The sequence below is a fragment of the Agrobacterium sp. BT-220-3 genome, from assembly GCF_025910175.1.
Classification (GTDB): domain Bacteria; phylum Pseudomonadota; class Alphaproteobacteria; order Rhizobiales; family Rhizobiaceae; genus Agrobacterium; species Agrobacterium oryzihabitans.
In genome coordinates, this window is sequence record NZ_JAPAIX010000003.1 from 575,630 (window position 1) to 589,929 (window position 14,300).

The following is a 14,300-nucleotide window of genomic DNA, read 5'->3' on the forward strand; positions in this document are numbered from 1 at the left end:
GGGGGCAGAACCACGTCTGCCCCTCCCTGGGTGAGATCGGTGAAAAACTCAGGCCTGAATCAATGCAATGCCGCGGTTCCTGAAACCCAGCGTGACATCGCTTGCCGGCGGCAGACTGGTCTCAACCGCATGGTCGACGATGAAGAGCGTGCCGATATCGGTCTCGACTTCATACTCGACATGACCGCCGAGATAGGCACTGTGCAGCACCCGCCCCGCAAGCCCCTGCCCGCCCGGCTGGCCGATGGAAATCGAGCCGGGGCGAACTGCAAGCTTTGCCGGGCCAGGCCGGGCGTTGCGTGCTGCAACCCTGTGATCCACACCGCCGACGCGGATCAGCGCATCGGGCCCCTCAAGGCTCAACACTTCACAGCCGACGACATTCGCTTCGCCCATGAAATCGGCGATGAAGGCGGAGGCTGGCGCTTCATAAAGGTCGCGTGGCGCACCCGACTGGGCGATCTCGCCTTCCTTCATCACGATGATCCGGTCGGAAACCGCCAGCGCCTCATCCTGATCATGCGTCACGTAAACGGCGGTAAAACCCAGCCGCTGCTGCAATTCGCGGATTTCGGTACGGACCCGCCGGCGCAGGCGGGCATCGAGGTTGGAAAGCGGCTCATCGAGCAACAACACCTGCGGTTCCAGCACCAGCGCACGGGCAACCGCTACGCGCTGCTGCTGCCCGCCGGAGAGTTCGGCAGGCAGGCGGTGGCCCATGCCGGCGAGGCCGACGAGCTTCAGCCCCTCTTCCGCCTTTTCCCGCGCTTCCGCCTTGCGCAATCCCGAGGATTGCAGGCCATAGGCGACATTGTCGAGCGCGGTCATGTGCGGGAAAAGCGCATAGGACTGGAAGACCATCGAGACATCGCGCTCATTGGCCGGCAGCATGGTGACATCCTTGTCACCGATGAGGATGCGGCCGGAGGTGGGGTGTTCAAGACCCGCCAGCATGCGCAGCGTCGTCGTCTTGCCGCAGCCGGAGGGACCAAGCAGGGTTACCAGCGTGCCGGGCTCGATGGTGAGCGACAGGTCGGGAATGGCGGTGAAGGCGCCGAAGGTCTTGCGAACATTCTGAAAGGTGACGGAACCGGGCTTTACGGAAATCATGCGGTTTTCTCCTGAGCGAGAGGAACGGAGGAAGCGGACGGCAGACCGGCGACACGGTTTTCGCGACGCAGACGGCGCTCACCCACGAGAAGCTGGAAGCCGGTAATGACCGTGATCATCACAACGATCAGCATGGAGGAATAGGCAATGGCCACACCGTACTCGCCGTTTTCGACGAGACCGACGATATAGGACGTCGCCATGTTGTACTGCGCGCTGACAAGGAAGATGACGGCGCTGATGGAGGTGATGGCGCGCACGAAGGAATAGACCAGTGCGGCCGTGATTGCGGGCCTCAAGAGCGGCAGGATGACCTTGCGGATGGTGCGGAAACTATTGGCCCGCAGCGTCAGCGAGGCCTCGTCGAGGCTCTTGTCCAGCTGGCTCATCGCCGCGATGCCGCCGCGCACGCCGACCGGCATGTTGCGGAACACGAAGCAGGCGATGAGGATCAGCGCCGAACCCGTCATTTCCACCGGCGGCAGGTTGAAGGCCATGATGTAGCTGACACCGATGACCGTGCCGGGAATGGCAAAGCTCATCATCAGCGCGAATTCGAACAGGTTCCGACCAGCGAACTTCTGCCGCACGATGATATAGGCGGTCAAAAGACCGACGGCAGCGGTCAGCGGTGCCGAAACCAGCGCGATCTCCATGGTCGTCCAGAACGAGTTCCAGGCAACGCCGGTCCAGGCAATCGAGCCATTCGAGAAGCTGACGGAAAAGGCGCGGATATAGTGGTCAAGCGTCAGTGAATTATCGAGACCCCAGGTCTTCACGAAACCGCCGACGAGGATCATGCCATAAACGACGATGGTGAAGATCATCCACGGCACGACGACCGCATGGACGCCAATAGAAAGGCCGCGCGGCAGGGCGATATGCGCACCGCTATCACCCTTGCCCGTCACCGTCGCGAAATTCTTGCCCGCCAGCCAGAAGCGCTGCGCAAGAAAGGCCGATAGCGTGAAGCACAGGAGGATGATCGCCAGAACCGCCGCACGCGAGGGATCGTTCTGCGAGCCGACGACAGCGAAGAAGATTTCCGTCGACAGCACGCCATGGGTGCCGCCAAGCACCAGCGGATTGCCGAAATCCGCCATGCTCTCGATAAAGCCGATAAGGAAGGCATTGGCGAGACCGGGTTTCATCAGCGGCAGCGATACCCGCCAGAAGGTGCGCCAGCGGTCGGCGCGCAGCGTCTGCGACGCCTCTTCCATCGACGGGCTAACGCCTTCGACCACGCCGATCAGCACCAGAAACGAGATAGGCGTGAAGGAAAGGACCTGCGCGATCCAGATGCCGGTCATGCCATAAAGCCAGCGACCTGGCTCAATGCCGAAGAGATAGGAAAGCCACTCAGTGACGACACCGGCGCGGCCGAAAAGCAGCGTCAGGGCAAGACCGATGACAAAAGGCGGCGTGATGATCGGCAGAACCGTCAGAAGCCGCAGGCCCTTCTTGAAGGGAAAGCGCGTGCGGGTGGCGATCAGCGCAAAGCCGAGACCGAGCACGGTCGAGCCGAAGGCGGTCATCAGGGCGAGGAACAGCGTGCGCCAGGCAACACCGCAACGCTCTTCACCTGTGACACAGCCAAGGCTCCAGATGCCGGGATCCTGAATATTGCGAATGAAGCCATCAGCATTGAAGGAGCCGTCGAAATCCTGAACGGAAGCGACCAGCATGCTGCCGATCGGATAAAAGACAAAAACCGTGACGAGGAAAACCAGAACGGAAATGGCGCCGACGACGAAGGCATCACCTTTCATGACGCCGCGTTCGGCAAGCCCGAAGGCGAAAAGAAGCACGAAGACGAACGACATGACGACGGCACCGGCACCCATGGAGGGTTGGCCATCGGCAAGCATGCCGAAGAGGTTTTCGCTCACCGTCCAGCTCCAGCCGGTAAAGCCGATGGCCAGCCCCTGCAAGGCGAGGAAAACGAGGCCAATAGCACCGATAATGGCAAGCAGTCCGCCGCGTCGCATCGGATCGCCGATAGGCCGGACAAGACACGCGGCAAGGAAAAAGATAGCGACGCCGACCAGCCATGGTTTTCCATAGGACAGGATCTGCAGCACACCGGGCGCATTGCTGGCCGACGAGAAAAATCCGGAAAGCCAGCGGAAGCTGAAAAAGCCGCCTTCGATGCGATACCAGGGAAGAAGAATGAGGGCAAAAGCCCCGAACGCCAGGACGATGTCCAGCCTGCGATTGCCACGTGTCATGGCCGACCTCGCTTGTTTCATGCCGATGAAAGAGTGGCGGACACCCCGGCTTAAAAAGCCGGGATGCCTGTCGCCGGAATTAAGATCAGTGTTTCAGATCAGTTCGCGACCGCACCGACCTCGCGGTCCCAGCGTTCCAGCAGCGCCTTACGCTTGGCCGGATCGCCATAGGTCTTGAAGTCGTAGTCGATGAGCTTGATGTCCTCGAACTTCGGCGCTTCCTTCGGCACTTCCGCCGTCTTGTTGGAGGGAAGCTGGAAGGACTTGGCGTCCTTCATGCGCGACTGCACTTCCGGCTTCAGCGCCCAGTCGTACCAGGTCTTCGCATTGTCGAGATTGCGCGCACCCTTGATGATCGACATGGAGCCGATTTCATAACCTGTGCCTTCGCAGGGCGCGATGGACTTGACCGGGAAGCCTTCCGCCGTCTGCGCCACGGCATCATGCATGAAGACGATGCCAAGCGCCGTTTCGCCACGCGCTGCCGCCTTGACCGGCGCGGAACCGGACTTGGTATATTGCGAGATATTGGCGTTGAGCTTCTTCAGATAGTCGATCGCCTGATCTTCGCCCATGATCTGCACGAGCGACGCGAGCGCAGTATAAGCCGTGCCCGAAGAGTTCGGATTGGCGATCTGGATTTCGCCCTTGAGTTCCGGCGCCAGCAGGTCGGCCCAGCACTTCGGCTCCTTATAACCCTTGGACTTGAAGATTTCGGTGTTGTAGCCCCAGCCCAGCGCACCGGCATAAACGCCGACAGTTCTGTAACCCGTGCTTTCCGCCTGTTTGACGGCCCAGTCCTGCAGCTGATCCAGCATTGGCGACTTGTATTCCAGCGTCAGGTTTTCCGATGCCGCCTGCATGTGCGGATCGCCGGTGCCGGCCCACCAGATGTCGGTCTTCGGGTTGCGGGCTTCCGCACGCACCTTGGCATAGGTTTCGCCGGAAGAAAGGCGAACCATATTGACCTTGATGTCATGCGACTTTTCAAAATCGCCCTTCATCTGTTCGCAGATGACAACATCGGCCGAGCAGATGAGGTTGAGTTCGCCCGCCGCCTGTGCGGAAACGGCGCTCAGTGCCGTGCCGGCAAAAAGCAGGGTGGAAAGTATCGTCAGTCGCATGGTTATCCTCCTGTAGCTTGCGTCTGAATTCTTGGGCCATGCGCGAACATGGCGCTGCCGGTCGCGGCGCCCTGCGGCGCGCGCGCTGTCTTTTTGAGGTGTTGGTTTTTGGCCCTACTGGGTCTGGCTCGGGTGAATTTCGCTGTCGAAGCGGCTCAATAACCGACTTCGCTCTTCCGGCTGTCCGAAGGTGGCGAAGTCGTAATCCACCATCTTGATCATCGATATGTCAGGCGCCGTCAGCGGCAATGTCGCCCGGGCGTTTGATGGTACCTGATTTTGCCCGGCCTTGGCCCCGGTCGCCTGCCCCTCCGGGCTCAGCGCGAATTCAACGAAGGCCTGTGCCAGCGCATCATTGTGGTTGCCCTTGACGATGCTGACCGCCCCGATCTCATAGCCCGTCCCCTCGCAGGGCGCGACGATCACCAGCGGGAAACCTTCGATTTTCTGGGTCACGGCATCATGCATGAAAGAAATGCCGATCACGATCTCGCCCCGCGCCGCCGCCTTGACCGGCGCTGCACCAACCTTGGTATAGCTCACGACGTTCTGATTGAGCTTCGCCATGAAACCGAAAGCCTCCTCCTCGCCGAAGAGCTGAACGAGGGTGGCCAGCATGGTGAAGGCCGTGCCGGAATAGTTCGGGTTGCCGGTCAGGATGTGGCCGCGATAGATATCCTTCGCCAGATCCTTCCAGCAGGTGGGTGCGGGCAGGTTGTTCTTCGCGAGCAGTTCCGAATTATAGGCAAAACCCAGCGCACCGGCATAGATGCCAGCCGATTTCGAGCCGGACATCGCATAGAAATTCTGCGCCCAGGGCAGCAGATCCCGCTGATGCACGGGCGTGTACTCTTCCAGCAGGCCTTCCGAGCCGGCCTGCAGATGGGTATCGCCAGTACCGCCCCACCAGACGTCGACAGTGGGATGGGATCGTTCGGCACGAATCTGGTCGAGAATTTCGCCGGTACTCTTGCGCACCATCGAAATCTCGAGACCTGCCTTGGCCTCGAAAGCCCGCTGCATGGTCAAACACCAAGCCTCGTCGACGCCGCAAAGGACGTTCAACTTCGGCTCGGCCATGCCATGCCCTGCGCCGCACAGCCATAGGACCATGCTCGCCGCAAGTGCGGTCAATGCTTTCAATTAAGCCTCCCTGCCTGGAACCTCCCCGTTCCAGTCTCCACCAACAGCATGTCACATCCTGCCCGCGCCGCAATCGAAGAATGGTTACCAATCTTTCCGAACAAGATTACAGATATTACAATTATGACAGGAGAGATAACCAGCGAGCCTTTGAAGATCGCCGTCACCGTGCCTATGATGATGGCGGGAGGAATACAAAGTGCTTAATCAGAAGGTTCGCATTCTGATCGTCGAGGACGATCCGGATATGGCAGAGCTCATCTCGGACCTCGTGGAGGCCGAAGGCTGGCTGCCCACCTGCGCCCGGTCCGCCGAGGAGGCGGACGAGATACTGGCGAAGGACGTGATGCAGCTTGTGCTGGTCGACCACAATCTGCCCGGCACATCAGGTCGGACCTTTGCCCAGAGACTGCGCAGCAAGGCCGACATCGACATCGGCATCGTCATGGTAACAGCTGCCGGCAGTGCCGCCGACCGGGTTCTGGGCCTCGAGACGGCCGCCGACGATTACGTGGTCAAACCCTTCGAACCCATCGAACTCACGGCCCGGATCAAGGCCGTTCTGCGCCGGACGATCCCCTCACTGAAACAGGAAAAGGATAGCGAGCGCGATCATGGCCGCGCGACACTCAACCTCGGCGACTGGGCGATTGATCTTGATGCGCGCCGGGCGGTCTGCCTCAGCGATCGCAGCAAGACGCTGACGAGCGCCGAATTCGCGCTTCTGGAGATTCTGGCCGAAACGCCCAACCAGCCCGTCAGCCGCTCGCAGATACTCGACCGGCTGGGTTCTGAAAGCGACCGCTACATCGACAGAAATGTCGATGTGCTGGTGCTGCGGCTGAGGCGCAAGATCGAGCGTAATCCGGACCTGCCGCGTCATATCAAGACGCGGCGCGGCAAGGGTTATGTGCTGCATACCGACGAGGGCGAGCTTTCCCCGTGATCAGCCGTTCCTTCCTTTCCTCGATCGCCTTTCGCCTGCCCTTTGCGATCGTCTTCATCTGCATCCTCGTCTTCAGCCTCTCCGCCATCGCCATCTATGGTTTGCAACGGGCGCGTGACGAAATGGCCGCTTACGGTCTGCAGGCCTTTTCCAGCCTGGCCAAGGCATCGCTGGTCTCGCGGCAGGTCTCCGACCTCGTTTCAAGCGCCCCGTTCCTGATGAACGCCGCCTCTCCCTATCGCGTTTCCAGCGAAAGCCGGTCGGTGGTCCAACAGGTCGACATCCTGCTCGAAATGACAGGACCGGGCAGCGACGACCGGGTCACCCGCGGCTTTGCCAACGACCGAATCGTCGAACTTCTTCAACTCATAAGGGCGCAGACGCTGGATCTGGCAAAGGATGCCGATGCGGCGCAGGGCCACAAGGCGGACGCGGCAGCGGCACTCGGCGAAATCGCCACCGGCCGGGGCATCGTCGATCCTGAACTGCGCCGGCGGATGAACGGCATCGTGCAGGCCGCATCCGCGTCCGACAGCCTCTTCCAGCTGGGCGAACTGCGCCGCCGCTACGTCGCCGAAACGACGGCACGTCAGGAAGGTTATCCCGGCGAGCGTCTTCCGCTGGCGGAAATGCAGCCCTATGAGCGGGTCTTCGAGGCCCAGAGCCGCTATCTTCTGGAAATGTTCGCAATCCGCGCGTCCGTATCGCGGCTTCACACCGTGTCGCGCGATCTCTCCCATGTCACGGAAACCCAGGGCGACGCGGTTGCCCGCAGCCTGAACGAGGACCTGATCTCGACCTCCGATGCCCTTAGCCGGCTGCTGGTCATCGTCGCCGTCGCTTCCCTTCTGGTTCTGGTGGTGGCGATTTTCTCGATCCGCTCGGTGATGCGCGTCTCGCGCGGCATCGCCTCGCTTTCAAACGGCATGAACGCGCTTGCCAAGGGGGAGAAGGATGTCGGCCCGCCATCCTATACCGGGTCCGAGACGGAGCTGATCCGCCTGCTAGACGCCTTCCGTGCCTTCCATGAAAGCGTTGATCGTGTCTCCCGCCTCCGGCGCACGGCGGAAGCGGCGGCCCGCACCATCCGCTCGACCTTCCGCAACATGAATGAGGGAATAGCGCTGTTCGATCCGGCGGGCCGGCCAATCACCATGAACCGCCGCATCATCGAGCTTGTCGGACGCTCCGGCTCATCGCGAAAGCTGCCGCTTCGCCGTTTTGTCGAACCGATCCCGGAAATCGACCCCGCACTGCTTCCCTTCGAGAGCGGGCGCGGCGAATTGATGGACCGCGCCGTCGTGCGCCATCGCACCGCAGATCAGCTGGTGATCGAAGTGTCGATGTCACGCCAGCCGGATGGCGGCATCGTCCTGCTCGCCCGCGATGTGACGGCTCTCGATCGCCAGGAAGCGGAAGCCGTAAAGGCCCAGCGACTGGACGGCATCATGCGCATGACCCACCAGGTCAGCCATGAGGTGGGCAACATGATCGGCATCATCACCGGCAGCCTCGGCCTGCTGGAACGCGAAGCGGGTTTCAACGACCGTCAGAAACGGCATATCGCCCGTATCCGCAAGGCGGCAGACCGCGGCCGGTCTCTCGCCAGCAGCATGCTGACCATCGGCAGCCAGCAGCCTATCCATGCCAGCCACATCAACGTCGCCAACCTGCTGCGCGGCATGGCCGATATCCTCGAGATCGCGGTCGGCCCGAAATGCCGGATCGCGCTTGATCTCGATGACGACCTCCCGTCGATCCCGCTCGATCCCGCCCTCTTCGAGCAGTCCATTCTCAATCTCTGCCTGAATGCCGCAGCCGCCATGCCGGACGGCGGCCTGATCTTGATCGAGGCCACGACCGAGAAAGATGCGCTGATAATTGCCGTCACCGACGAGGGCACCGGCATGACGCCCGAGGCCGTGGACAAGGCATTCGAACCCTATTTCACCACACGCGAAGAATATGGCGGCGCCGGCCTCGGCCTCGCCATGGTCTACGGCTTCGTCCGCCAGAGCGGCGGCGAGGCGCATATCCGCTCAAAACCCGGCGAAGGCGCAAGGGTGCAGCTGACTTTTCCGGCAGGCATTGACCACGCAAAATAGAGGCAAGAAGGGAGCCAGCCTAGCCCGAACCTAGATGTTACTCTGGTTCGCTGCCGTGGCGTGAGGCACTTGCCGATCATCGGCAGGATGACGCAGGAGATTGGCGTGCTTCGAGGGCGGCATTCCGAAAACCCGAACATATTCGCGCGAAAACTGCGACGGGCTTGAATAGCCAACCTGAAACCCCGCGGTTGCTGCATCCAGCCCTTCGCTGAGCATCAGGCGTCTCGCCTCCTGCAATCGCAGTTCCGCCCGGAATTCCAACGGGCTCATCAAGGTGATCGCCTTGAAATGAGCGTGAAAGGTGGAGCGGCTCATTCCGGCTATTTCGGCTGCCGTCTCGATGGGGCAGGCTTCGCGGAAATGGCTTCTGATCCAGACGATTGCCCGGGCAATCTGATGGAGATGGGTGCCCGCCTGCGCCATGTGCCGGACAACGTCACCGCCCGGCCCGGTCAGCAGCCGGTAAAGTATTTCCCGCAGCGCCAGCGGCGCAATCGCGTCAATATCGTCAGGCGTATCCAGAAGGCCCAACAGGCGTGCCGCCGCATCGAGCACCCCGGGATTGGTCTCATTCAGCAGCAGACCGGCCTGCGGCCGGGATTTTCCGGGAGATTTCGACGGATAGCGGATCGCCAGTTCCGCCAGCTCGACCGTATCAAGGTCGAGCTGCATGCACAGATATGGCTCTTCCGCACTCGCCTCGATGACGGAGCCCATGACGGGAAGATCGACGGAAGCGATCAGATAACGCGATTTGTCATAGATGAAGGCCGATTGCCCCAGCATAGCCTGCTTGCGGCCCTGCGCCACAAGGCAAAGCGTCGGCTCATAGATTACTGGCATGGGGAGGGTTGGGTGCGAACAGCGGATGAGCTTCACCCCCGGCAACCGGCATTCAAAAGTGCCGTCTCGTGGCGCGTGTCGGGTGATGATATCGACGATGTGGCGGTCTGAGGTCATCCGCCATTTATCTCATATGCGCCTGTGTGATGGAAGCCAGAACTCCGCTTCTCGGACAATCGTGCAAGAGCGCCGGACAATAGCTCAGGCAGAAGAGGCAGTCCTGTCCCGTCTGCTTGAGACAATCGTGCAAGAATTCCGGAAATCCGGTCTACCGCCCTCGCAGGTCTTTCGCGGAAAAAGGTGTCACCCACCCGGCGCATCCCAGCGCATCAACGAAGACCAATGGAGTATACCAACATGGCTGAAGTGAAATCACTCGATCAATACAGACTGCTCGGCCGATCCGGGCTGCGTGTCTCGCCGCTCTCGCTTGGCACGATGACCTTCGGGTCTGACTGGGGTTGGGGAGCCGACGCTGAAGAAGCGAGACGCATTTTCGATGCATATGTCGACAGAGGTGGCAACTTCATCGATACCGCCGTCAACTACACCAACGGAGCCTCGGAACGCCTTCTTGGCGGCTTCATCAAAGAAAAGCGCGATAATATCGTGCTTGCAACCAAATTTACGATGGCCCGTGATCCGGCGAATATCAATTCCGGCGGCAACCATCGTTTCAACCTCGTGCGGTCGGTAGAAACGAGCCTGCGCCAGCTCGACACGGACCGGATCGATCTCCTTTACCTGCATGCCTGGGATTTCACGACATCGCCGGAGGAAGCCATGCGCTCGCTCGATGATCTCGTGAGAGCCGGCAAGATCCTCTATGTCGGCATTTGTAACACGCCCGCATGGCGCGTGGCGCAGATGCAGACCCTTGCCGATCTCCGCGGCTGGTCACCCTTCGTGGCGCTTCAGATCGAATACAGCCTGGTCGAGCGGACCGTCGAACATGAGCTTATGCCCATGGCCAAGGCGCTGGGCCTCGGTGTTCTTCCATGGTCCCCGCTCGGCGGCGGCATCCTCACGGGCAAATATGGCCGCGCGGATCTGACCGACGAGAATGAGGCGAATGTCGCGGCAACCCGCAGGGGCGTGATCGCATCGACCGGCCACCTCAATGAACGCTCGCTCGCTGTCGCCGATGTCGTGGGCGCAGTCGCGGCGGAACTTGGCGTTTCGCGATCGCAGGTCGCCCTTGCCTGGACGCTGATCAATCCCGCGGTCGTTTCCCCGGTCATGGGCGCACGCACCCTTGAGCAGGCCGAGGATAACTTCGGCGCCTTGAGCGTTTCCTTCACGCAGGATCAGCTTGAGCGACTGAACAGGGCCAGCGCTCCCCAGCCGATCTTCCCGGAGCGCTTCATCGGCCGGCCCATGGCGCAGAAGCTCATCTTCGGAACGAACACCGTCAGCAAACGGGCATAATCTACGTAACATTGCCTCTCGCCGGCGCTTGCAGACAACGGCGAGAGGCAAATCACTACTGCGGCGAACCTAACCGGCCTTCTGCGCCGCTTCAATCGACGCCGCCAATATATCCAGTCCAAGATCGATCTCGGCATCCGAGACGGTCAAGGCCGGTGCAATGCGGAAGACGCCGCCCATGCCGGGCAACTTGACGATATTCATGCTCATGCCCCGCAGCATCGCTTCCTGCATGATACGGGCGCCAAGCTCGAAACCGGGGGCTTTCGTGTGCCGGTCGGCGACAACTTCCAGTCCGAGCAGAAGCCCGCGCCCGCGCACATCGCCGACACATTCGAACCGCTGTTGCAGCGACAGGAGACCTTCTTTCAGACGGTTTCCACGGACGATCGCCTGCTCGACCAGGCCATCGCGCGCCACGACATCGAGAACCGTCACACCGACAGCCGCCGGCAGCGGATCGGAAACATGGGTGGTATAGAACAGAAAGCCCCTCTCGAATGCCTTCTGCTCGACCTCTGCGCTGGTCATGACGGCAGCAAGCGGCAGGCCGGCGCCGAGCGTCTTCGACAGCGTCATGATGTCAGGCGTCACGCCGTCGCGCTGAAAAGCGAACATGTGCCCGGTACGGCCAACGCCGGTCTGGGCTTCATCGAGGATCAGCAGCATGCCGCGCTCCTCGCATTTCTTCTTCAGGGCGGCGAGATAACCGAGCGGGAGTTCGAGGATGCCGCCGCTCGACAGGATGGGCTCGGCGATGAAGGCAGCCAGGTTGCCGGTCGACTGACGGTCGATCAGCTCGAAAGCATCGTCCAGCTCCGCCTGCCAGTCGTTTGATCCATCGGGGTTCTTGAAGCGCGGGCGATAGGCATTCGGGGCCGGTATGACCAGCGAGCCGGCCGTGGCCGGGCCATAACCCCGCCGGCCGGCGCTATAGGTGGCCGAAGCCGCAGCGCCCGTCATGCCATGCCAGCTCTGCGCGAAAGCGACGATCTCGTGACCGCCGGTGACGAGCTTTGCCATCCGGATTGCCGCTTCATTGGATTCCGCCCCGGTCGTCAGCAATTGCACGCGGTCCAGCCCCGGCGCGAGAGCCGCCAGCCGCGTTGCAAGCTCGACCACCGGGCGCGACAGCATGCCGGAAAAGAGATGCGCGACCGAAGCCATCTGCCGGTTGACGGTAGTGACGATATCCGGGTGGGTATGTCCGAGCAAAGCGCTCATCTGGCCCGAAGTGAAATCGAGAATGGCGCGGTCATCCGCGTCATAGACAAAACTGCCCTCGGCGCGCTCGACAATGATATCCTCGAAGGCGGGTCCGTAACGGGTCAGATGTTTGTTGGCGGCCTCCCAGAAGGCAGGCTCATCATTCAGCGAGGTAAAGCTGTTTGCGAGATTGTCCATGATGCATTCCCCAATTTTATCTTCCCGGAGAATAACAAGCGCTTGCCGCCCCAGTCTAATTGATAGTATTTTACTCAGATATTGATAATTTTGATATCGCCATGCTCGATCTGACGCTCCTGAAGAACTTTATCATCGTTGCCCGCGCCGGCTCCATCAGCGTGGCTGCGATGCAGGTTGGGCGCACGCAATCGGCGCTGAGCACGCAGATGCAGCGGCTTGAGGAACTGGTCGGCCACACCCTGCTGCAGCGAACGGGTTCGGGCGTACGGCTGACGACCGCGGGCGAGAAACTTCTTGCCCACGCCAGCGCACTTCTTGCCCGGCATGACGAAATTCTTGCCGACATGAGCGGGGAAACACTTCAGGGCACCGTCAGCCTTGGGTGCCCTGAAGATTATTCGATTGCCTTCCTGCCGGAACTGTTGCGCGGCTTCTGTGCCGCCCACCCCAAAGTCGAGCTGCGCATGGTTTGCGCGCCGACGATAGAGTTGCGTCCCCTCCTGCAGCGGCGGCAGATCGACATCGCGCTGGTCTCGCAATCCGATCCGGACCACGACGACGTCCTGCGCAGGGAAAGCTTCGTCTGGGTTGCGGATAAGCCGGAACCGGATCTGCTTGCCAAGGACATTCTGCCGCTTGCTCTTTCGGCACCGGCGACACTTGACCACCGTGCGGCCTGCGATGCCATGGAAGCTGCCAATCGTCGTTACCGTGTTGCCTTTGCCAGCAACAGCCTTGCCGGTCTCATCGCAATCGCGCGCTCCGGCCATGCGATCAGTGTCCTGACGAGGACAGCCGTTCCGCCCGATCTTCATATCGTGGAAATGGGGCTTCCGCCCCTGCCAACCATCGGTATTGCGATGGAATTTGCCGATCCGCAGACATCCTCGACCGCCAGAGTTCTGGGCGAGCACATCCGCACAGTCCTGCCGGGGTTGAGCAATGCTGATCTCTCGAGTGATCAGTCGCAGGATCGTGGTTAGGTCAGTGCCGACGGACGATTTCCCGACGGCAGTCCGTCGCTCCAATGTGCCCAGACTTGGCCAGCCTTGAGCAAGATATTCATGCCATATCCAGAGGCAGGAACCAGTGGATGCGAAGGCCTCCTTTCAGGTCCCTGTGACGCTCTGGAGGCTTTTGATGAACCGTGTCGTACTTGCCCGCTATCGCGAACCGCTGGACTGGATCAAGCTGATCCCCGATGATTTTGAAGTCATCATCTACAACAAGGGTGACAAAATCGAAACGCCCGGCGTATTGCAGCGCGCGGCGCGGATCATCGACCGTCCCAATGAAGGACGGGAATCGGAAACCTACCTCCATCACATGCTGACCGACGTGCGGGACGATGACGGTTTCACCGTCTATGCCCAGGGCGGTCCCTTCGAGCATAGCCCGGACTTCATCAGCCTACTGCACACCTGGAAAAACTGGGCTGATCTGCAGCCGATGTCGTGGCAATGGCTCTCCGAGAAGAATGTACCGCCGCCGCTGCTTCTTTCCGAGTATGAGCGCGGCCTTTTCGGGCGTCCACGCGTGCGCCTCGAACGGTTCTCGCTGCTGACCTGGGGACCGATCGACTTCATCGATCAGGGCGCCTGGGGCATGGGAAGCGTGTACCGGGCCATCCACGGGGACCTGCCTGACGGGACCAACATTGCCAGCCACTTCCTCAACCTAGCCGGGCTAGAGGATCTGGCATCGGAAGCAGAGCGGCATATGGTGGGTGTGTTCTCTTACGGTGCCATCTTCGCCGTGCGCAACAGCAGGGTCGCATCGGTCCCCCAGGCATCCATCGATATTCTGCGCAATCTCTCGGTGTCCGGTATCGCCGTCTACGGCTACATCCTCGAGCGCCTGTGGCTACATCTTTTCGGTGAAAGATTTGCCCTGCCGAAGCTGACACCGGCACCACTTTGACGATGTTGCTGAGCGCAGTCGGCCCCATTCGTCCCCGCAAGCC

11 protein-coding genes are annotated in these 14,300 nt (G+C 60.9%); 5 read left to right on the forward strand and 6 right to left on the reverse strand.

The window, feature by feature from the left end:
• Positions 1 to 48: 48 nt before the first annotated feature.
• The 4 genes from OK142_RS13135 to OK142_RS13150 form a co-directional block, all read right to left on the reverse strand.
• Entirely contained in the window at positions 49 to 1,110 is a 1,062-nt protein-coding gene (locus OK142_RS13135) for an ABC transporter ATP-binding protein (RefSeq protein ID WP_003492134.1), read from the reverse strand.
• On the reverse strand, positions 1,107 to 3,338 hold the full coding sequence (locus OK142_RS13140; protein ID WP_003492135.1) for an ABC transporter permease: 2,232 nt from the start codon (positions 3,336 to 3,338) through the stop codon (positions 1,107 to 1,109). Before OK142_RS13140 ends, OK142_RS13135 begins: the two co-directional genes overlap by 4 nt.
• Positions 3,339 to 3,436: 98 nt before the next feature.
• Positions 3,437 to 4,462, reverse strand: coding sequence for an ABC transporter substrate-binding protein (locus tag OK142_RS13145; RefSeq protein ID WP_003503939.1), 1,026 nt, complete (start codon positions 4,460 to 4,462; stop codon positions 3,437 to 3,439).
• A 114-nt stretch (positions 4,463 to 4,576) separates the two neighbouring features.
• Positions 4,577 to 5,605 carry an ABC transporter substrate-binding protein gene (locus tag OK142_RS13150; RefSeq protein WP_498683186.1) on the reverse strand — a complete coding sequence of 343 codons (1,029 nt, stop codon included), beginning with the start codon at positions 5,603 to 5,605 and terminating at the stop codon, positions 4,577 to 4,579.
• Positions 5,606 to 5,804: 199 nt separating this feature from the next.
• Between OK142_RS13150 and OK142_RS13155 the strand changes: the two genes are divergently transcribed.
• Both OK142_RS13155 and OK142_RS13160 read left to right on the forward strand, forming a co-directional pair.
• Positions 5,805 to 6,551 (forward strand): winged helix-turn-helix domain-containing protein, encoded by a 747-nt coding sequence (locus OK142_RS13155; RefSeq protein ID WP_080835962.1) that lies wholly within the window; start codon positions 5,805 to 5,807, stop codon positions 6,549 to 6,551.
• Positions 6,548 to 8,656 (forward strand): sensor histidine kinase, encoded by a 2,109-nt coding sequence (locus OK142_RS13160; protein ID WP_498683188.1) that lies wholly within the window; start codon positions 6,548 to 6,550, stop codon positions 8,654 to 8,656. Before OK142_RS13155 ends, OK142_RS13160 begins: the two co-directional genes overlap by 4 nt.
• Positions 8,657 to 8,686: 30 nt before the next feature.
• Here the strand turns inward: OK142_RS13160 and OK142_RS13165 are convergent, their stop codons facing one another.
• On the reverse strand, positions 8,687 to 9,619 hold the full coding sequence (locus tag OK142_RS13165; RefSeq protein ID WP_498683190.1) for an AraC family transcriptional regulator N-terminal domain-containing protein: 933 nt from the start codon (positions 9,617 to 9,619) through the stop codon (positions 8,687 to 8,689).
• 240 nt (positions 9,620 to 9,859) lie between these two features.
• Here OK142_RS13165 and OK142_RS13170 point away from each other — a divergent pair, with 240 nt between their 5' ends.
• Positions 9,860 to 10,930, forward strand: a complete 1,071-nt coding sequence (locus tag OK142_RS13170) for an aldo/keto reductase (RefSeq protein WP_498683192.1) — start codon at positions 9,860 to 9,862, stop codon at positions 10,928 to 10,930.
• 69 nt (positions 10,931 to 10,999) lie between these two features.
• Here the strand turns inward: OK142_RS13170 and OK142_RS13175 are convergent, their stop codons facing one another.
• Positions 11,000 to 12,334, reverse strand: coding sequence for an aspartate aminotransferase family protein (locus OK142_RS13175; protein ID WP_498683194.1), 1,335 nt, complete (start codon positions 12,332 to 12,334; stop codon positions 11,000 to 11,002).
• Between the two features lie 101 nt (positions 12,335 to 12,435).
• Between OK142_RS13175 and OK142_RS13180 the strand changes: the two genes are divergently transcribed.
• Positions 12,436 to 13,320: a LysR family transcriptional regulator gene (locus OK142_RS13180; protein ID WP_498683196.1), complete on the forward strand. Its 885-nt coding sequence runs from the start codon at positions 12,436 to 12,438 to the stop codon at positions 13,318 to 13,320.
• Positions 13,321 to 13,477: 157 nt separating this feature from the next.
• Positions 13,478 to 14,257, forward strand: coding sequence for a hypothetical protein (locus OK142_RS13185; RefSeq protein WP_137038238.1), 780 nt, complete (start codon positions 13,478 to 13,480; stop codon positions 14,255 to 14,257).
• The last annotated feature ends 43 nt before the right edge of the window (positions 14,258 to 14,300 follow it).